Genomic DNA, 19293 nt, shown 5'->3' on the forward strand with positions numbered 1-19293 from the left:
TTAAATAAACCAATTCCAAACGACTCCAAAACGAATTACAAAATCTCTATATGGATAGTTAGGTGCTGAGAAATAATTCTTTTTTAACACGAAAGAACTAACATTATCTGCTTTAAAATAAATTCGAGTTCTTCTTACTCGTGCGTTAAAAAATAAATCAACTGTTGGATAACCTATTTCTGTATCGTTTTGTAACGTAAACTCTGCTAATAATGGGTTATAAGCATTCGCCTTATATTCTGAAAAGTATTTAAACGTTGCTCCTATCTGTACCAATAAAGGTTTTCCTTTAAACCATTCATCAGTATAATAAAATGTATTACGAGTAACAAATTCAGGCACTCTAAAAACACTTTCTCCGCTTGCTACTTTTTGGTACATTAAAGTATTATCTAAAGCAAATTTTCCGAAGGTAAACTCTTTAGAAACTTTCGCCTTTAAATAATTAACATCTCCTGAAAATTGTTTTGGTTGCCCATTTTCATCAAAATAAGCATAGTTACTAATATTAGTAATATCTAACGAAGCATTACCCCATTTAGAATCAATTACACCTCCTAAACTTCGAGTTCCTATTTGAGAAAAATTATTTTCCCAGTTATAATCATCATAACTACTTTGATGCAGCAAGAAGTTAAAATTTGGAGATTTGGTACTAATACCTAACCTACCTTTCACAGTAAACACACTATCTTTCTTGTAAAAAGCTTCTCCTGAAAATTGATTTCCTGATAAACGTCCGCTTCCTGGAGTAAGACTTCCTGAAGCATTTACATGAAAATTACCTATACGTCCATTCCAATCTGCTCCAAATGAAACAGCATCTCCCTTTAACTTGTTTTTTGTTATTCCAACTGTATTATTTTGTAAATTTTCATATCCATAAGTATATGAAGTTACACCTGTTTTAACACGAAACTTTCCTAGCACATACTTTGAGTTAAAATCTAAAAACAGTTGATTATCATACAGCAAATATTTTGTCTTATTACTTATTCCGCTAGAAACATTAACATTACCAAATACATCTGGTGTCGCTGTTCCTTGATTAAAACGATAAAATTTTGAATCTCTCGTAAATGAATGTCCTAATTTTAAATTCGAAAAATCTTTTTGCGTTACACTATCTTTCGATGAAAGTAGTTTAAAAGAGTGTTCAAAGTACAAGCGTTTAGCATCTAGATTATTTTCCGCATTATCTAAAATCACATCCATCCTACCTCTATTGGTGCTAAAATTAGGATCATCGTTTAGAAAAGCTGCTAAAGAAGTTTCTGTTAACCCTCCACTTTCTTGATTAAAAAAATCTTGATTTACCACATGTCCCCTTATCGCATATTGTCCTTTTGGAGTTTCATAACTAAAACTTACTCTAAAATTACCTGTACTTGCTAATGAATGTCTATATTTCCCTAATGAACGAAGTCCTTTATAGGCTATCGCTAAATTAAATCGTTTAGAAAAATTTGTAGTAAACAATGCGTCTACAACTTGCCCTTGTTCCAAACCTGTTCGATACAGAATTTCAGATGTTGGCGTAGGTACATGGTAATAATTTACATCTTCTATCCCCGCATAATTGAACATTTTAGCCCTAAAACCTATATCTGGAAATTGTGAAACATTCGTAAAGTCGTATGCTAAATTATTAAATGTTTGCCCTTGATTATGAAAAGCCAATAATTCAAAATTATCTTTTCGTAGAAAATTAAACTTATACTCTTTTTGAATAGTTAATGTAGTATCTACAACAGTAGTATCATTCTTATGAGATATAATTTTATAATCGGTATACTTTGTTTTTCCACTTAATTTTACATTGATTTCATTTTCAGGCAACGAGTCTCTACCTTGATTAAGTCCTCCTCTACCTCTTGCAAAGCCTCCATCAATTGTTCTTAACTGAGCAAAAAACACCTGAACACTTATCAAACAAAAGAATACTAAAAGATTTTTCTTCATAACAGCAAAAGTAAAATAATTTAACGATTAATTTTAAGTTTAATTTCTTTGAAAACTGTTAATTTGTAGCATGTTGAAATTAAACTTTAGCGGACATCAATTAGAAGCAGGCACTGATGAAGCAGGCAGAGGCTGCTTATCTGGCCCTGTAGTTGCTGCCGCTGTCATATTACCTGATGATTTTCAACATGAATTACTAAATGACTCTAAGCAGCTTTCTGAGAAAAAACGACAAAAACTTCGTCCATATATTGAAGAGCATGCATTGGCTTTTGGAGTCTCTTTCATCCATCAAGAAGAGGTAGATGAATTAAATGTTTTACAAGCCTCAATCACAGGTATGCATCGTTCTATTCAACAATTAAATATTCAACCTGAATTTATTATTGTTGATGGGAATAAATTCAAACCACATGAAGAAATTCCTCATCAAACTATTGTAAAAGGTGATGCTAAATTTATGAGTATTGCTGCAGCTTCAGTATTGGCAAAGACCTACAGGGATGAATATATGGAGAAAATTCACCAAGAATTCCCACAGTATAACTGGAAAAAAAACAAAGGATATCCCACTAAAGAACATCGCGAAGCCATCCGTCAATTTGGAGCAACACCTTACCATCGAAAATCATTTAAATTGTTACCGGAACAATTAAAATTGGAACTTTAATTTTTCTATTTTTGTCTTCCAATTTTTTAGAAGATGATTAAAAGAACTCGTACCGAAATTAGTAAGTGTATTATTCATAAAGTAGCTAATAAATATAATAGCGGACAAAATGCTTTTTCTGAAAGTTTAGTTCGTTTTGATGAAGAAAGTTATGAATTACTACTTCCTTTCTTACTAAAGCCTTTTGGTGCGGTTACACAAAGTTATCGTTTTAGTCATCATGCAGATGTACGTCTAAATGAAATCAACAAATACTCTTCTGATATTTTTGAAGATGACAGCAATGAAGTGTTTATTGAGCATTCTAAAAACATTGTAAATCATTTATACGAACAATCAAACTCTGCTAATATTAAAACAGGAGATGTAATTGTTGCTTATTTTGAAGGCATCGAGTATAAAGATGTTTTAACAGAGGCTGTCGGAATTTTTAAAATTGAAAGCAAGGTAGATTTTTTTCAAACTTATCAAGATGATGACAGTTTTGATGTAGTGGTACAAAAAGGAATTTCAACCAAAAGATTGGACAAAGGTTGTTTGATATTAAACTCTTCTGACACCGAAGGTACTGTAGTTTTATCTGTAGACAACAATCAATACGATGCTCAATACTGGATTAAAAACTTTTTGAGTGTTAAATATGCAGATGACCGTAACTTACACACTCAGAACTATTTAGAAATGTGTAAAGAATTTTCTGAAGAAGTTATAAAACCTGAGTTCGGAAAACAAGAACAAAGTAACTTTTTAGCCAATACTGTTGATTACTTTAAAGAACACGAAAGTGTAGATTATCATAACTTTAAAGATGAAATCTTTGAAGAAACCAAGCACAAAGATTTATTTGAAGACTACAAACAACACTTTGAAAAATTAAATGATGTATTAATTCGTAATAACTTCGAAGTATCTGATGTTGTTTTAAAGAAGGAAAAAAGTAAGTTCAAAACCGAAATAAAGCTAGACACCAATATCCAAATTAAAATAGACGTAGATGCTCCTGATGCTTCTGCTGAATATTTAGAACAGGGATATGATGAAGAGAAAAAAATGAAGTTTTACAAGGTGTATTATAATACAGAGAAATAAAAAGTTAGTCTAACTCCGAAATTTCTTTTTCTAATCTTTTTGCCAACTCTTTCAATTCTTTTAGTTTCTTCTTATCCTGATACCCGCTAGAAAAATGGTAAAGAAGTCAAAAAATCATATAAATAGTTGCGCAAAGCATTACTAATTTTAAATAACTATATTCTGTTTTTTGTAGTATTGATTCTTTATTAGAAAAAGAATGCCCCACGCCATAAGTTGGAGCCCAAAAGCTAAAAACAATACCAGCAGCAATTACTTTCCATCTGTGTCTTAACAAAAAGTCTTGCTGCCTGATAACGTTTTCTATCTTATATCTTGTTGCTTGTAAATGCTTTTCTTTGTAATATTTAGCAGACATTTTATTCTAAATATAAAACCTATTCTTTCTCAGCCATTTTCTTTACATAATCGGTAATAATTACGATTTGTGTTCCGTCTACTTTACCCTCAATGTATTTAGCATTTTCAGGATCTAATGAAATTCTACGTACTGCAGTACCTTGTTTAGCTACCATACTAGAACCTTTTACTTTTAAATCTTTAATCAACACCACGTTATCTCCTGCTTGTAAAATTGCTCCGTTCACATCACGATGAATAATTTTTTCGCTTTCATCTAAATGCTCTCCTGTAGCTTCTGCAAATCGCACATCTTCATCTTCTAAATATAGCATATCCAACAAATCTTGTGGCCACCCTTCTTTTTTCAAACGATTTAACATTCTCCAAGCTACAACCTTTACCGCTCTATATTCACTCCACATACTATCATTTAAACAACGCCAGCGATTTGCATCAGTAGTTTCAGGATTTTCTATTTGCTCAATACAAGTGCTACAAGCCAGTAAACTACCATCTACTCCCCCCGTAGAAATAGGTGGCACTTCATAAATTGATAAGTTATCTTTTGATGCACATAGCTCGCATTGATTTCCGCTTCTATCTTGTAATTCTTGTAATAAACTCATTTTGTTATTTTTTTGCTTCGCAAAAGTACATTTTTAATTTATATTTAAACCATGTTATTAGAAAGCGAACGATTAATCATAAGAGACGCTCTGGTGAGTGATGCTCCTTTTTATTTTGAGTTATTTAACGACCCTGATTGGATTCAATTTATAGGTGACAAAAACTTAAAATCTATTGAAGAAACTGAAGTCTATTTAAAAGATATTTTATTTAAAAATTTAAAATTAGGTGGATTAAGTTTTTTTACGGTTATTTTAAAAGAAACCAACAGGCCTATTGGTGCATCTACCGCCTTACAAAGAAATACTCTTGATTTTATTGATATTGGCTACGCTTTTTTACCAATTGGAAGAGGCAAAGGTTATGCAACTGAAGCTACTAAATTAATTATTGAATACGTTCGCACAAAATTTAAACAAGAAAAAGTATTGGCTTTAACTATGCCTAAAAACGAAAAATCTCAAAAACTGTTAAAAAACTTAGGTTTTAATTACATAGGAATGCAACAAGTTTTTGAAAATGGAGAAGATTGCGTATTTGAGTATGTTTTTTAGACATTAACAAACATATACACTCTATGTTAATTTTCTTGTTTTTGGATGAATTCAAACTCTTTTTTATAAAGTTTTAATTATTATTGCAATGCTTTAACAAAGTATACCTTTAAAAATAATTATGCTTTGTTAATCATTCCCCTCCCCAATTACATTTATCTGTCCTTTTTTAAAAAAAAAGAGGAGTTATTCTTGTTGTATTACACATAAAATTTTACTCAACCAAACTAAAAAAAGGAAATGAAAATTAACCTAAAACCTGCTCAAAAAAAAGTAAAAAACAAAATTAGTCGCTTCCTAATCTTCCCTTTAATTTTTAAAGGACAGTTCTTTTGGCTAGAAAGAGTTATTATAAAAAGAAACTTTAACGGTAGAAACCTTCAAATAACCGATGTTATTAGATCAAAAGACTTGATTGAAAAAGAGATAAACAAAAAACATTATAAATTAAAAGTTGTAAAAAAGCTATATAGCTAAAAAAAACGGAAGGGTTACTCCTTCCGTTTTTTATACTATCTAAATAAATACCTCTAACTAATTTTATCCTAAATACAACTCAATTAGCCCTTCAGGTGTACTTACTTCAATTACTTGATTTTCTCTGTCTACCTTTTTAATAAAATCGTCTATCATCGGGATAAAGATTTCTTTACCCTCTCTATCAATTTCAAACAAAGGTTGTGCAGAAGCATCATTAATACTAACGACAGTTCCAACTTCACCAAAATTATCATCTACAACCGTAAACCCAATAACTTCATGATAATAAAACTTATTTCCAGAAAGTTTTGGAAGCAAATTTAAAGGTAAATACACTTCTGAACGCAAAATAGCTTCTGCATCAGCTTCCGTATCTACATCTTCAAACTTTACTCTAAACATAGTTCCTTTACTCAACGAAGATTTTTCAATAAAAAAAGGAACCAGATTATTGCCTAAATCGACAAAAACTGATTCCAAATTTTCGTAAAGACCGGGTTCATCAGTATCTAACTTAATAATTACCTCACCCTTAAAACTATGTTTTTTAACGATTTTGCCAAGATAAAAGCAATCTTCTTTTTGCATCATCGTAGTACATGTTTTTATTCTTCGCTATCAGCACCTGTTTCAGCAACAGCAGCATCCTCACTATCAGTAGCAGGAACAGCAGCAGCAATACGTGCTTCGTTTACAGCTTTTTCAGCTTCTAAAGCTTTAGCTTTAGCATCAGCTTCTGCTTTCGCTAAACCATCTGCTTTACCAGCTACTTTAGATGCTTTTTCTTCTAACCAAGCAGTAAATTTAGCTTCTGCTTGCTCTTCAGTTAAAGCTCCTTTTTTTACTCCACCAGCTAAGTGATTCTTTAATAAAGCTCCTTTGTAAGATAAGATAGCTCTAGCAGTATCAGTTGGTTGAGCACCATTTTGTAACCATTTTACAGCTCCATCAACATCTAAATCGATAGTTGCAGGGTTAGTGTTAGGGTTGTAAGTTCCAATTTTCTCTAAGAAACGACCGTCTCTTTTAGCTCTAGAATCAGCAGCTACTACCCAATAAAATGGTTTTCCTTTTTTACCGTGTCTTTGTAATCTAATTTTTACAGGCATAATTTTTAATTTTTAAGGTTCGCGACCTTGGTTATTAATAAATCTTATCATCTCGTGATAAGTGGGCGCAAATTTATAAAATCTTTTTGATTTAAAATCAAAAAAAACACTTTATTAAAATAAAAAAGAGTCTGTAATACAGACTCTTAAGAAAAATAAAATATGAGATATATTATAATACTCTAACGCTAACTGCGTTTAATCCTTTTTTTCCTTCTTTAAGCTCAAACTCAACTGTATCACCTTCTCTAATCTCATCGATTAAACCTGATACGTGTACAAAATGTTCTGTGTTTGACCCTGACTCTGTAATAAATCCAAAACCTTTAGATTCATTGAAGAACTTTACTGTTCCTTCTTTCATTGTAAAAAATATTATATTAAAGTGCAAATGTAATCTTATTAATTGATTATCAATCACTTTTTCTGATATTTATTTTTAATTTAACCTATTAATAACACAATATTTAGTTACAGTCAACCAATCAAGCCTTTACCTCAACTCAAAAACTATCGTTAATAACTTCTCTATCTAGCAATCTAAATTCTTCGTACTTTTACACTTTGCTTTACTCAAGAAAAACACTTCAAGTAATTTTTGCCCATGTATTTAATTTTCGATACCGAAACTACTGGATTACCTAAAAGCTGGAACGCTCCAATAACCGATACCGATAACTGGCCTAGAGCCATACAAATTGCATGGCAATTACATGATGAATTAGGTAATTTGGTTGAACACAACGATTTCTTAATACAACCTGACGGATTCAACATTCCATACGATGCAGAACGTATTCATGGAATTTCTACTGATTTAGCTATTGAGCAAGGTATTCAACTAAGTGAAGGACTGGAGTTATTCAACAATGCTTTGCAAAAAACAAAGTTTATTGTTGGGCAAAATGTTGGATTCGATGTAAATATCATGGGATGTGAATTCCATCGTTTGGGTGTTCAAAACAATTTAACTGAATTACCGGTCTTAGACACCTGTACTGAGCATACGGCTGAAATGTGTCAAATTCCTGGAGGTCGTGGAGGAAAATTCAAACTTCCTACACTTACAGAATTACACAACCACTTATTTGGAACTGGCTTTGGAGAAGCACATAACGCAACTGCCGATGTTGAGGCTACAACTAGATGTTTCTTAGAATTAATTCGTTTACGCCAGTATACCGAGGAACAACTAGATGTTCCTTCAGATTATTTTAAGCGTTATACCGAAGCAAACCCTAATCCGATTCAAGTTATCGGACTTAAACACTTAAACCTTAAAAAGGAAAGTGAAAAAATCCGCAAAAGAAAATCTTCAGAAACTGAGGAAGCTACTACCATTTCTACTGCAGAAGGTTTAGCTGAACTTGAGGGAGTTAAATTTGCCCATTTACACAACCATACACAATACTCAATTTTACAGTCTACCATCCAAATTGGTAATATCGTAAATGCTGCTGCAAAAGATAACATGTCAGCAGTTGCTATGACCGACACTGGAAATATGATGGCTGCCTTTCATTTTGTACAAGCAGTTTTAGGACATAACAAAGCAGCAGAAGCCGCTAATCAAGAAGCTATAGAGAAAGGTGAAACACCTACAGAAACTATTTTAAAACCTATTGTAGGTTGTGAGTTTAATATTTGTGAAGATCACACAAATAAAAACCAAAAGGACAATGGATATCAAGTTGTGTTACTTGCCAAAAATAAAAATGGATATCACAACTTAGCAAAAATGTCTTCCATCGCTTTTGTGGATGGTTTTTACTATGTTCCACGAATTGATAAAAAAATCATTGAACAATACAAAGAAGATGTAATTGTTTTAACAGGGAATTTATACGGAGAAGTTCCTAGTAAAATATTAAATGTTGGTGAAACCCAAGCGGAGGAAGCTTTACTTTGGTGGAAAAAACAATTTGGTGACGATTTATACATCGAATTAATGCGTCATGGACAAGAAGATGAAAGAGTAGTTAATGAAACTCTTTTAGAGTTTTCAAAAAAACATAACGTAAAAATTGTTGCTACAAACAATACCTTTTATTTAGGAAAAGAAGATGCCAACGCACATGATATTTTGTTGTGTGTAAAAGACGGAGAAAAACAAGCAACTCCGAAAGGTAGAGGAAGAGGTTATCGTTACGGTTTACCTAACGATGAGTACTACTTTAAATCTACCGAAGAGATGAAAAAACTCTTTGCTGATTTACCAGAAGCTATCATTAACATTCAAGAAATTGTAGACAAGGTTGAACCTTTTGGTTTAGCTCGTGATGTATTATTACCTGCTTTCGATATTCCTGAAGAATTTAGAGATGAAAAAGATTTAGAAGACGGAGGAAAACGTGGAGAAAATAATTTTTTACGTCACTTAACCTATGAAGGAGCAAAGAAACGATATGGAGAAATTACAGATAGTATTCGCGAACGTTTAGATTTTGAACTCGATGTAATTGCTAAAACAGGATATCCTGGGTACTTTTTAATTGTTGAAGACTTTATTCGAGAAGCTCGAAACATGGATGTATCCGTAGGACCAGGGCGTGGTTCTGCAGCTGGTTCGGTAGTTGCTTATTGTTTATGGATTACCAATATTGATCCTATTCAGTATGATTTACTTTTTGAGCGTTTCTTAAACCCTGAACGTGTATCGATGCCCGATATTGATATTGATTTTGATGATGAAGGTCGAAGTCGTGTAATGGATTACGTAATTGAAAAATATGGTGCTAATCAAGTAGCACAAATTATTACCTATGGTACCATGGCAGCTAAATCATCTGTCCGTGATACCGCTCGTGTACTTGATTTACCTCTATTTGAAGCTGATAGAATTGCCAAGTTAATACCTGGAATGAAATTGGCTAAAATATTTTCTTTAGATGAAGCTGGATTAAAAGCAAAGCTTCGTTCCGAAGAAATTGAAATGGTAAACGAACTAAAAGCCATTGCCGATGGTAATGGATTAGAAGCAGAGACCATTAACAAAGCCCGAATTCTAGAAGGTTCTGTTCGTAACACAGGGATTCATGCTTGTGGAGTAATTATTACTCCTGATGACATTACCAAATTCGTACCTGTATCGGTTGCAAAAGATTCTGACATGTATGTTACCCAGTTTGATAACTCGGTAGTAGAAAGTGCAGGATTATTAAAAATGGATTTCTTAGGGTTAAAAACATTAACCCTGATTAAGGATACTGTAAAAATTGTAAAAGCGCGTCACGGAGTAGAACTCGACCCAGAGAGTTTCCCTATTGATGATGAAGAAACGTATGCTTTATTCCAACGAGGAGAAACCGTGGGGATTTTCCAATACGAATCTCCAGGAATGCAAAAGTACATGCGTGAATTAAAGCCTACCGTTTTTGCCGATTTAATTGCAATGAATGCTTTATATCGTCCAGGCCCTTTAGAATATATTCCTTCATTCATTCGAAGAAAACATGGTGATGAAGAGATTCAATACGACCTTCCTGCAATGGAAGAATACTTAGCAGAAACCTACGGAATTACTGTATATCAGGAGCAAGTAATGCTACTTTCGCAAAAACTAGCTGATTTTACCAAAGGTGAAGCCGATGTACTTCGTAAGGCAATGGGTAAGAAACAAGCCGCAGTACTGGCAAAAATGAAACCTAAGTTTGTAAATCAAGCAAAAGCTAACGGTCATGACGAAAAAGCCTTAGAAAAGATTTGGAAAGACTGGGAAGCATTTGCATCCTATGCCTTTAACAAATCGCACTCAACTTGTTATGCGTGGATTGCCTATCAAACTGCTTATTTAAAGGCTCATTATCCTGCTGAGTATATGGCTGCAGTTCTTTCAAACAACATGAACGATATTAAATCTGTTTCATTTTTTATGGAAGAATGTAAACGAATGGGCTTAGAGGTTTTGGGGCCAGATGTAAATGAATCGTATGCTAAGTTTTCTGTAAACAAAGACGGTGCTGTTCGTTTTGGTATGGCAGCAATTAAAGGTGTTGGTGGTTCTGCCGTAAAAGCTATTATTGATGAGCGTAAAGAAAACGGACATTACTCTTCTGTTTTTGATGTAGCAAAACGCGTGGATTTACGTGTAGCAAACAAAAAAGCATTTGAAGGATTAGTATTAGCTGGCGGATTTGATTCCTTTACCAGCACACATCGTGCTCAATATTATGTAAAAGATGAAAAAGGGCAAACTTTTTTAGAGAAAGCTATCCGTTTTGGGAATAAATATCAAGAAAATCAAAACTCTTCGCAAGTATCTTTATTTGGAGAAGCTTCAGAAGTTGACTTGCCAGAACCTCAAGTTCCAGAATGTGAAACATGGGGAACTATGGAATTATTAGCTCGTGAAAAGGAAGTCGTAGGAATGTATATATCTGCTCATCCTCTAGATGATTTTAAAAATGAACTAAAGTTTTGCAACGCTAGCTTAGCACATTTTAAAAACATAGCTCAATATGAAGGTTTAGGTTTATCTTTCGCAGGAATTGTTACTGATGTTCAACATCGTGTGTCGAAAGCTGGAAAAGGATGGGCTTCTTTTATTATGGAAGATTACAATGATAGCTATGAGTTCAGAATTTTTGGAGAAGATTATTTAAAATTCAAACACTTTTTAGTTCCGAATTCATTCTTATTTATAAAAACAACGATCAAACCTGGGTGGACCAACAAAGAAGGAATTAAAGGAGAGCCTAGAATCGGGTTTAATGAGTTTTTACTATTGCATGATATCATGGACAAAATGTGTAAAAAATTGACCATTAAAATTCCGTTACAAGAAGTAAAAGAAAACACTATTAAAGAGTTACAACACTTATTTGCTACTAACAAAGGTTCTCAAAGCTTATATTTTACTATTTGGGATACTGAAGAGAAAATTGAACTAAGTTTACCAAGTAGAACGACTAAAATTAAAGTGTCTAGTGAATTTTTAAAAGCTTTAGACGAGCAATTTATTAATTACAAATTGAATTAACCATAAATGCTACCTAGCTATCAAAATAGCGTTGATTTACTAAATAATGTAGCTAATACCAAGTTATACAAAGATCTTATTATTCAACTTAACAAAGATCTTAACTTAACCGGTATTGACGTTGCTTTTTTAGAAGATTATTCACCTACACAATTAAAAGAAGCGCTTCAAAAATTGATGAAAGAATTAATTCAATATGATTTTAATTCTTATACGAACCTATTATATCGTATTGATGTTTCTGAAAGAGAAATGCAAAATATTGAGTCAACTAATATTGATGAGTATTCTGAAAATGCTACTTTCTTAATTTTAAAAAGAGTTTGGAAAAAAGTATGGTTTAAACATCAGTTTTCTGGGTAGTCAACTCTCTAAACAAGCTTTCTAAATTTTTATTTTCAGTATTTAAACCGAGGATTTTTAATCCGTTTTCTTGAGCAAAATCGAAAATTACAGGACGCATATCTTCAGTAGTCTCAAAAGTTAAAATCCAGTTGTTTTCTACAGTATTTTTAAAGGCTTTAATATTAGGTAATCGTTTAATAAACTGCTCTTCTAGTTTATAATCAAAAGTTACTCGTATAACTTGTTTCGCATCTGTTTTTAATTCTGATATCGGCTTATCAATTACTATTTCTCCTTTGTTTATTATAATGACACGATCACAAACTGCCTCTACTTCTTGCATAATATGTGTAGATAGTAAAACCGTTTTATCTTTACCTAATTCTTTGATTAATTCACGAATTTCAACCAGTTGGTTAGGATCTAACCCCGTGGTAGGTTCATCTAAAATCAATACTTCCGGATTGTGTAAAATAGCTGCTGCTAATCCAACACGTTGACGGTATCCTTTGGACAATTGATTGATTTTTTTATGTGATTCTACCGATAAACCTACTTGCTCAATTACCTCAGCAACCTTAACCTTATCAACCTTATGTAAAGATGCTTGAAATTGTAGATATTCTTTAACATACATATCTAAGTACAATGGGTTATGCTCCGGTAAATATCCTATCTTTTTTTGAGCTTCAATAGGATTTGTAATTACATTTATACCACTTACCAAAACACTTCCATTTGATGGCTGAATAAAACCTGTTAAGATTTTCATCGTAGTTGATTTCCCTGCTCCATTTGGCCCCAAAAACCCTACTATTTCTCCTTTTTTAGCTTCAAAAGAAATAGCGTTTACTGCTTTTTGTGCTCCGTAAGTTTTTGATATTTCAGTAAGTTGTATTGACATGCTTTTAGATTAATAGATTTTTAGATAAAAGATTCGGGGCTTATTTACTTTAACCTTATCCCCTTAATCTTTTCTCTTTTCGTAAGAAACGAAACTGTAATCATATTTATTTTTCTCGTCTGCTTTAAAATCTTCTCTAGCTACTTCTTTCCAAACAGTTTTATCTATCTCTGGAAAAAAAGCGTCTGCCTCAAAATTGTGATGAACAATAGTTATATCTAAACGATCTACTAAGTCTTGTTCTAAAGCTTGCTTATAAATTTGAGCTCCTCCTATGATGAATGCATTATTTCCTTTTGTAAGTTCTATTGCGTGTTCTATAGTATTCGCTATTAAACAACCATCTTTAAAATAATCATTATTTCTGGTAATAATAATAGATGTACGATTAGGTAACGGCTTACCTATACTTTCAAAGGTATTTCGTCCCATTAAAATATGATGCCCAGAAGTAATTTGTTTAAAACGTTTTAAATCGGCAGGTAAGTACCAAATTAAGTCATTATCTTTTCCTAAAGCATTATTTTTTGCAATTGCAGCAATAAGTGTAATCATAAATCTTTGTTGAAGGGTTTACATGCTTTTAACCCACTCTTTAATATATCCTGTAAGATCTCTTTTCTCTATAATCACTTCTTCAGTGCTAATATTATCTACTAAAGTATGAATAGCTTTTAATACATTTTCATCTTGAATATCTGCTATTTTTTCATAGAGAGCATCCTTTAAGGTATCGATATCTGTGGTCATTTTTTATAGATTTTAGCTGGTTTTCTACAAATTTACTAAACAAACTACAAAAAATAAAGTTAAATTATACAGCTACAATTCCTTTGATATGAGGATGCGGGTTATAATCAATCAACTCAAAATCTTCAAAAGTAAAATCTTCTATATTCTTAACCTCAGGGTTGATTTTCATTTTTGGTAACGGCCTTGGGTCACGTGATAACTGTAATTCTAATTGCTCCATATGGTTGTTATAAATATGTGCATCTCCAAAAGTATGAATAAACTCTCCAGCCTCATAACCGCAAACTTGAGCGACCATCATTGTAAACAATGCGTATGATGCAATGTTAAACGGTACTCCTAGAAAAATATCTGCACTGCGCTGATATAATTGACATGAAAGTTTACCATCAGCTACATAAAACTGAAAAAAGGCATGACAAGGAGGAAGTGCTGCTTTACCATTCGCTACGTTTTCTGCAAACGATTTAGATGTATCTGGCAACACTGACGGATTCCATGCAGACACTAACATTCTACGGCTATTAGGATTACTTTTTAAGGTTTCAATTACTTCTTTTAATTGATCTATTTCATCACTATTCCAATTGCGCCATTGATGACCATATACCGGACCTAAATCACCTTTTTCATCAGCCCATTCGTTCCAAATACGCACTCCATTTTCCTGAAGATATTTAACATTCGTGTCACCTTTAATAAACCACAATAATTCATAAATAATCGACTTTAAATGTAATTTTTTAGTCGTCACCATTGGAAAACCCTCACTTAAATCAAATCGTATTTGATAACCAAAAACACTTTTGGTTCCCGTTCCTGTTCTATCTCCTTTTTCGTTTCCGTTGTCTAAAACGTGTTGTACTAAATCTAAATACTGCTTCATCCTTCTCCGTTTAATCGTTAAACCTTTATGTTATAAAACAAAGTAAAAATAAAAAAGCATCTACACAAAATGTAGATGCTCTTTAAAATTATATTAATAAGTTATTAACTTTTTATCTGTCTCTTGCAACTCACTACTAACCTATAATCATTCCTGCTATAGTTGCCGACATTAATGAAGCAATAGTTCCTCCAATTAATGCTTTCATTCCGAATTCTGATAAGTTTTTACGCTGACCTGGAGCTAAAGAACCAATACCTCCAATTTGGATACCAATTGAAGCAAAGTTTGCGAATCCACACAACATATAAGTTGCCATAATAATAGACTTATTGTATGTTAAATGTGTTGCACTCGCTGCATTTTTTAAATCTGCTAACTGAATATAGCCTACAAACTCACTTGCTGCCAACTTAACACCTAATAACTGTCCCATTAACGCCATATCTTCTTTTGCCACACCAATTAACCACATTAATGGTGCAAAAGCATATCCTAAAATAAACTCTAAGGACAATGCCTCATATGGTGTTACACTAGCAATTAACTCATTCAAAGATGTAAACTTCCAACTGAAATACTCAATTCCATCAAAACCTCCAATTCCTCCTAAAATTCCATTAATCATTGCAATAAAAGCAATAAACACTAATAGCATAGCTGCTACGTTCATAGCTAATTGTAAACCTTCTGTTGTTCCGTTTGCAATAGCATCTAAAATATTTGAACCTATTTTTTCTGACGATACTTGTACATCTGTATTTACCTCTTCAGTTTGTGGATATAATATCTTTGAAATAATAATTGCTCCTGGTGCTGCCATAACAGATGCTGCTAACAAGTGTTTTGCATATAGCAATCGTAATGCTTCATCATCTCCTCCTAAGAAACCAATGTACGCAGCTAACACTGCTCCAGCCACAGTTGCCATTCCTCCTATCATTACTAATAAGATCTCAGAACGGTTCATCTTTTCTAAATATGCCTTAATTAATAAAGGCGCTTCTGTTTGCCCTAAAAAGATATTTCCTGCTACCGATAAACTCTCTGCTCCTGAAATTTTAAGGATTTTTGATAAAACCATCGCAAAAATCTTAACAATGAATTGAATAACACCTAGGTAAAATAAAAGTGAAGTTAATGCTGAGAAGAATATAATTGTTGGTAATACTTGAAAAGCAAAAATGAACCCGAAAGAATCCATATCAGCTACCAAACCACTGAATAAAAACTCACTTCCTGCCCTTGTAAAATCTAACACACTTACAAATAAACTTCCTACCAACTCGAATGCTTTTTGTACAAAAGGAATTTTTAATACTCCTACAGCAATCAATAATTGAAAGGCTAATCCTAATCCTACTATTTTCCAATCAATCGCTCTTCTATTAGCACTAAATAAGAAAGCTAAAATTAATAATGAAACCATTCCTAAAACTCCCCTCCACAAACTCTGAAAAGAAAAGCCTTGACTCGGAATTATTTCACTCACTTTTTGTTCAGCTTCTTCAGCTTCAATAACTGAAACTACTACTGGCTCTGTTGTAAACTTATACAACACGTTTTTCTCAGAAAGTATTAATCCGTCTTCTGCTAATTCAACCACATTGTAATACCGAACAGTATCGTTAGGTTGGTTGTAATTAAAAATTAATAAGTTGTTTTGATGAATATAGTTTCCTGAAGCTTGTAAACTATCTTTATCAACTAATGAATAGTTGAATTTTCCTTCTGACAGATTAAGAATATCTGCAGGATTTATCGTAACAATTGAATCTCCTTCAGTTGTTGTGATTGATGAGAAATTCCACTTTTTTTCAATGCTTTGACCAAAAGTTATCATCGTAACGCAAAGCATTATGAAAGTAAATAGTTTCTTCATTTTAAATAATTTTAATTAAGAACGTTTGCTGATTTCATCACGGATTTTAGCCGCCAACTCATAGTTTTCGTTTGTTACAGCTTCGTTAAGTTGTTCGTGCAATTCTTCTAGAGATAAGTGTGAATAGTAGTCTTCTTCTTTTTCGTCCTCATCTAAAGAAAACTCTATTTCATCTTCTTCATCCGACTCCAAATCTTCTTCAATAGTTAACTCTTCATCCATTTTCAGATAAATACCCGCTTTATCTAAAATATTCTCATATGTGTAAATTGGCGCTTCAAAACGAACTGCTAATGCAATAGCGTCTGATGTTCGCGTATCTATCACTTCTTCTACCCCTTCTCGCTCGCAAATTAAACTTGAATAAAACACACCATCAACCAATTTATGAATGATAACTTGTTTTATTAATATAGAAAATCTATCGGCAAATGTTTTAAATAAATCGTGGGTAAGAGGTCTTGGTGGTCGAATCTCTTTTTCTAAAGCAATGGCAATTGATTGTGCTTCAAAAGCTCCTATAATAATAGGTAGCGTTCTAGTTCCTTCCATTTCACTTAGCACTAAAGCATATGCCCCACTTTGTGTTTGGCTATACGAAATCCCTTTTATAGTTAGTTTAATTAAACTCATGTACAATCAATCATCATAAAATACAAAAAAACTGTCTAAATTTAGGCCTTTTGCTTAAAAATTTAGACAGCCTTCTAAAGTGGGCACAATTTACTAAAAATTATGAGTTGTACTCTAATTTATAGAAAAAGAAAAAATTACCACTATTTTATGCTTGTTTAAAAGCTTTTAATTTCTCTACTAACTGAGGTACAACTTCAAAAGCATCACCAACAATACCATAATCTGCAGCTTTAAAGAAAGGTGCTTCAGGATCTGTATTAATTACCACTTTTACTTTTGATGCGTTAATACCTGCTAAGTGCTGAATTGCACCAGAAATACCAATAGCAATGTATAAGTTTGAAGCTACTGGCTTACCTGTTTGACCAACGTGCTCGTTGTGAGGACGCCATCCTAAATCTGACACTGGTTTAGAACATGCTGTTGCAGCTCCTAAAACCTCTGCTAATTCTTCTACCATTCCCCAGTTTTCTGGTCCTTTTAAACCTCTACCTGCAGAAACAACGATATCAGCATCTGCAATTGTTACTTTTCCTGTAGCTCTACTGATGCTTTCAGATTTAACTCCTAATTCTGGCAATGCAGCATCAAAACTTTCAGTTGATCCACTTACTGTATTTTCATGTGCTCCGTAAGAATTTTTAGCTACACCAACTACTTTTTTCTCTGTTGAAATCTCAGTATTATTAAATCCTTTGTTAGAGAATGCTTTCCTCTTAACTACAAAAGGACTTGTACTGCTTGGTAAAGCTACAGCATTAGATGCATATCCAGCCTCTAAAGCTACCGCTACTAATGGCGCTACTGTTAATCCGTCAACACTAGAATCAATAATTACTGTGTTTGCTCCTTTCGCCTCAGCAACTTGTTTAATAATTGAAGCATATGCTTTAGCATTGAATGAAGACAAATTATTCTTTACCTCAACAACTTTCTCTGCTCCATAAGTATATAATTCAGAAGCATCACCTCCATTAATAGTTAAAACTACTAAATCGCTTCCTGATTGCTCTGCTACTTTTTTTCCGTATGAAACAACCTCAAAAGCTGTTTTTTTGAATTTTCCTTCCGATGAATCGGCAAAAACTAATACAGACATATTTTAATATATTTTATATCATTACGAGTACAAATGACAAGATTGCTTCACTTTGTTCGCAATGATGTGTTTTAAATTTTAATTAGATTACTTTTGCTTCGTTGTGTAATAAATTGATTAAATCATCAACATTATCAACTAACTTTACTGCTCCTTTTGGCGCTGGCTTTTCAAAGTTTTGAGTTGATGTTGCCGCTGCTGCTCCAATTGGTTCAACTACACTTAATGGTTTTTTACGAGCCATCATAATTCCACGCATATTAGGAATACGTAAATCTTTTTCTTCTACGATTCCTTTTTGTCCTGCAATTACCATTGGTAACGTAGATGACACTTTTTCTTCTCCTCCATCAATCTCTCTACTTAAAGTTGCATTTGTTCCGTCTACTTCAACACCAACACAACCATTAACAAAGTTAAAATCTAATAAAGATGCTAACATTCCTGGAACCATTTGTCCGTTATAATCAGCAGATTCTTTTCCTGCCAACACTAAATCGTATCCTCCATTCTTAACAACTTCAGCTAACTCTTTAGCAACCATAAATCCGTCTGTAGGTTCAGCATTTACACGGATAGCATCATCTGCTCCAATCGCTAACGCCTTACGTAAAGTAGGCTCTGTAGATGCTCCTCCAACATTCACTACTGTTACGCTTGCTCCTTGCTTTTCTTTAAACCACATTGCACGAGTTAAACTAAACTCATCGTATGGATTTATTACGTATTGAACTCCGTTAGTATCAAACTTTGTGTCGTTATCTGTAAAGTTGATTTTTGAAGTAGTATCAGGTACATGACTGATACAAACTAATATTTTCATATATCGTTGTTTTAAAGAAACTTAATTTTGTGCGACGAAGTTAAGCATTTTTTTTAATTTACTATGCGTGCATAATAAATTTTTTGCTCAACTTTAATCTGCTTCAAATTTAAGGTATTAATATGACTTTATCATTTATTGATTTTAAAGCTAC

At 32.9% G+C, this 19293-nt stretch carries 20 protein-coding genes; 6 read left to right on the forward strand and 14 right to left on the reverse strand.

The window, feature by feature from the left end; translation table 11 throughout:
• Positions 1–1962, reverse strand: a complete 1962-nt coding sequence (locus C8N26_RS00940; protein ID WP_120185647.1) for a putative porin — start codon at positions 1960–1962, stop codon at positions 1–3.
• 70 nt (positions 1963–2032) lie between these two features.
• Here C8N26_RS00940 and C8N26_RS00945 point away from each other — a divergent pair, with 70 nt between their 5' ends.
• Positions 2033–2632, forward strand: coding sequence for a ribonuclease HII (locus C8N26_RS00945; RefSeq protein ID WP_120185648.1), 600 nt, complete (start codon positions 2033–2035; stop codon positions 2630–2632).
• 33 nt (positions 2633–2665) lie between these two features.
• Entirely contained in the window at positions 2666–3721 is a 1056-nt protein-coding gene (locus C8N26_RS00950; RefSeq protein WP_120185649.1) for a nucleoid-associated protein, read from the forward strand.
• Positions 3722–3827: 106 nt separating this feature from the next.
• Here the strand turns inward: C8N26_RS00950 and C8N26_RS00955 are convergent, their stop codons facing one another.
• A complete protein-coding gene (locus C8N26_RS00955) occupies positions 3828–4079 on the reverse strand; it encodes a hypothetical protein (RefSeq protein ID WP_120185650.1) in 252 nt (83 codons plus the stop codon).
• A gap of 19 nt (positions 4080–4098) precedes the next feature.
• Positions 4099–4689, reverse strand: coding sequence for a PhnA domain-containing protein (locus tag C8N26_RS00960; RefSeq protein WP_120185651.1), 591 nt, complete (start codon positions 4687–4689; stop codon positions 4099–4101).
• A 51-nt stretch (positions 4690–4740) separates the two neighbouring features.
• On the opposite strand from C8N26_RS00960, the gene C8N26_RS00965 reads away from it, so the two are divergent.
• Both C8N26_RS00965 and C8N26_RS00970 read left to right on the forward strand, forming a co-directional pair.
• Positions 4741–5244 carry a GNAT family N-acetyltransferase gene (locus C8N26_RS00965; protein WP_120185652.1) on the forward strand — a complete coding sequence of 168 codons (504 nt, stop codon included), beginning with the start codon at positions 4741–4743 and terminating at the stop codon, positions 5242–5244.
• Between the two features lie 240 nt (positions 5245–5484).
• Positions 5485–5721, forward strand: coding sequence for a hypothetical protein (locus C8N26_RS00970; protein WP_120185653.1), 237 nt, complete (start codon positions 5485–5487; stop codon positions 5719–5721).
• A gap of 63 nt (positions 5722–5784) precedes the next feature.
• Here the strand turns inward: C8N26_RS00970 and rimM are convergent, their stop codons facing one another.
• The 3 genes from rimM to C8N26_RS00985 all read right to left on the reverse strand — a co-directional run bounded on the left by rimM (position 5785) and on the right by C8N26_RS00985 (position 7197).
• Positions 5785–6312, reverse strand: coding sequence for a ribosome maturation factor RimM (gene rimM / locus C8N26_RS00975; RefSeq protein ID WP_120186054.1), 528 nt, complete (start codon positions 6310–6312; stop codon positions 5785–5787).
• 17 nt (positions 6313–6329) lie between these two features.
• Entirely contained in the window at positions 6330–6833 is a 504-nt protein-coding gene (locus tag C8N26_RS00980; RefSeq protein ID WP_028891301.1) for a 30S ribosomal protein S16, read from the reverse strand.
• A 172-nt stretch (positions 6834–7005) separates the two neighbouring features.
• Positions 7006–7197 carry a cold-shock protein gene (locus tag C8N26_RS00985; RefSeq protein ID WP_028891302.1) on the reverse strand — a complete coding sequence of 64 codons (192 nt, stop codon included), beginning with the start codon at positions 7195–7197 and terminating at the stop codon, positions 7006–7008.
• A gap of 240 nt (positions 7198–7437) precedes the next feature.
• On the opposite strand from C8N26_RS00985, the gene dnaE reads away from it, so the two are divergent.
• Positions 7438–11811, forward strand: a complete 4374-nt coding sequence (dnaE, locus tag C8N26_RS00990) for a DNA polymerase III subunit alpha (RefSeq protein WP_120185654.1) — start codon at positions 7438–7440, stop codon at positions 11809–11811.
• Between the two features lie 6 nt (positions 11812–11817).
• On the forward strand, positions 11818–12174 hold the full coding sequence (locus tag C8N26_RS00995) for a hypothetical protein (RefSeq protein WP_120185655.1): 357 nt from the start codon (positions 11818–11820) through the stop codon (positions 12172–12174).
• On the opposite strand, the gene gldA is transcribed toward C8N26_RS00995, so the two are convergent.
• The 8 genes from gldA to C8N26_RS01030 form a co-directional block, all read right to left on the reverse strand.
• Complete coding sequence (gene gldA, locus C8N26_RS01000) at positions 12152–13060, reverse strand: gliding motility-associated ABC transporter ATP-binding subunit GldA (RefSeq protein ID WP_120185656.1); 909 nt, start codon at positions 13058–13060, stop codon at positions 12152–12154. The two genes, C8N26_RS00995 and gldA, sit on opposite strands and share 23 nt — an antisense overlap.
• A 63-nt stretch (positions 13061–13123) precedes the next feature.
• Entirely contained in the window at positions 13124–13615 is a 492-nt protein-coding gene (locus C8N26_RS01005) for a dihydrofolate reductase (protein WP_120185657.1), read from the reverse strand.
• An 18-nt stretch (positions 13616–13633) separates the two neighbouring features.
• Complete coding sequence (locus C8N26_RS13445) at positions 13634–13810, reverse strand: hypothetical protein (protein ID WP_170141612.1); 177 nt, start codon at positions 13808–13810, stop codon at positions 13634–13636.
• A 64-nt stretch (positions 13811–13874) separates the two neighbouring features.
• Complete coding sequence (locus tag C8N26_RS01010; RefSeq protein WP_120185658.1) at positions 13875–14699, reverse strand: thymidylate synthase; 825 nt, start codon at positions 14697–14699, stop codon at positions 13875–13877.
• Positions 14700–14835: 136 nt separating this feature from the next.
• Positions 14836–16581 carry a NupC/NupG family nucleoside CNT transporter gene (locus C8N26_RS01015; protein ID WP_120185659.1) on the reverse strand — a complete coding sequence of 582 codons (1746 nt, stop codon included), beginning with the start codon at positions 16579–16581 and terminating at the stop codon, positions 14836–14838.
• Positions 16582–16596: 15 nt separating this feature from the next.
• Complete coding sequence (locus C8N26_RS01020) at positions 16597–17214, reverse strand: bifunctional nuclease family protein (protein WP_120185660.1); 618 nt, start codon at positions 17212–17214, stop codon at positions 16597–16599.
• 148 nt (positions 17215–17362) lie between these two features.
• Positions 17363–18316 carry an electron transfer flavoprotein subunit alpha/FixB family protein gene (locus C8N26_RS01025; RefSeq protein WP_120185661.1) on the reverse strand — a complete coding sequence of 318 codons (954 nt, stop codon included), beginning with the start codon at positions 18314–18316 and terminating at the stop codon, positions 17363–17365.
• 82 nt (positions 18317–18398) lie between these two features.
• Positions 18399–19139 (reverse strand): electron transfer flavoprotein subunit beta/FixA family protein, encoded by a 741-nt coding sequence (locus C8N26_RS01030; RefSeq protein WP_120185662.1) that lies wholly within the window; start codon positions 19137–19139, stop codon positions 18399–18401.
• Positions 19140–19293: the final 154 nt, after the last annotated feature.

It is taken from the genome of Tenacibaculum lutimaris, from assembly GCF_003610735.1.
GTDB classification, from domain to species: domain Bacteria; phylum Bacteroidota; class Bacteroidia; order Flavobacteriales; family Flavobacteriaceae; genus Polaribacter; species Polaribacter lutimaris.

Bases quoted from the DNA above. Each gene is read 5' to 3' on its own strand.
- C8N26_RS00940 (WP_120185647.1), bottom strand. From the start codon at position 1,962: ATGAAGAAAAATCTTTTAGTATTCTTTTGTTTGATAAGTGTTCAGGTG.
- C8N26_RS00945 (WP_120185648.1), top strand. From the start codon at position 2,033: ATGTTGAAATTAAACTTTAGCGGACATCAATTAGAAGCAGGCACTGAT.
- C8N26_RS00950 (WP_120185649.1), top strand. From the start codon at position 2,666: ATGATTAAAAGAACTCGTACCGAAATTAGTAAGTGTATTATTCATAAA.
- C8N26_RS00955 (WP_120185650.1), bottom strand. From the start codon at position 4,079: ATGTCTGCTAAATATTACAAAGAAAAGCATTTACAAGCAACAAGATAT.
- C8N26_RS00960 (WP_120185651.1), bottom strand. From the start codon at position 4,689: ATGAGTTTATTACAAGAATTACAAGATAGAAGCGGAAATCAATGCGAG.
- C8N26_RS00965 (WP_120185652.1), top strand. From the start codon at position 4,741: ATGTTATTAGAAAGCGAACGATTAATCATAAGAGACGCTCTGGTGAGT.
- C8N26_RS00970 (WP_120185653.1), top strand. From the start codon at position 5,485: ATGAAAATTAACCTAAAACCTGCTCAAAAAAAAGTAAAAAACAAAATT.
- rimM (WP_120186054.1), bottom strand. From the start codon at position 6,312: ATGCAAAAAGAAGATTGCTTTTATCTTGGCAAAATCGTTAAAAAACAT.
- C8N26_RS00980 (WP_028891301.1), bottom strand. From the start codon at position 6,833: ATGCCTGTAAAAATTAGATTACAAAGACACGGTAAAAAAGGAAAACCA.
- C8N26_RS00985 (WP_028891302.1), bottom strand. From the start codon at position 7,197: ATGAAAGAAGGAACAGTAAAGTTCTTCAATGAATCTAAAGGTTTTGGA.
- dnaE (WP_120185654.1), top strand. From the start codon at position 7,438: ATGTATTTAATTTTCGATACCGAAACTACTGGATTACCTAAAAGCTGG.
- C8N26_RS00995 (WP_120185655.1), top strand. From the start codon at position 11,818: ATGCTACCTAGCTATCAAAATAGCGTTGATTTACTAAATAATGTAGCT.
- gldA (WP_120185656.1), bottom strand. From the start codon at position 13,060: ATGTCAATACAACTTACTGAAATATCAAAAACTTACGGAGCACAAAAA.
- C8N26_RS01005 (WP_120185657.1), bottom strand. From the start codon at position 13,615: ATGATTACACTTATTGCTGCAATTGCAAAAAATAATGCTTTAGGAAAA.
- C8N26_RS13445 (WP_170141612.1), bottom strand. From the start codon at position 13,810: ATGACCACAGATATCGATACCTTAAAGGATGCTCTCTATGAAAAAATA.
- C8N26_RS01010 (WP_120185658.1), bottom strand. From the start codon at position 14,699: ATGAAGCAGTATTTAGATTTAGTACAACACGTTTTAGACAACGGAAAC.
- C8N26_RS01015 (WP_120185659.1), bottom strand. From the start codon at position 16,581: ATGAAGAAACTATTTACTTTCATAATGCTTTGCGTTACGATGATAACT.
- C8N26_RS01020 (WP_120185660.1), bottom strand. From the start codon at position 17,214: ATGAGTTTAATTAAACTAACTATAAAAGGGATTTCGTATAGCCAAACA.
- C8N26_RS01025 (WP_120185661.1), bottom strand. From the start codon at position 18,316: ATGTCTGTATTAGTTTTTGCCGATTCATCGGAAGGAAAATTCAAAAAA.
- C8N26_RS01030 (WP_120185662.1), bottom strand. From the start codon at position 19,139: ATGAAAATATTAGTTTGTATCAGTCATGTACCTGATACTACTTCAAAA.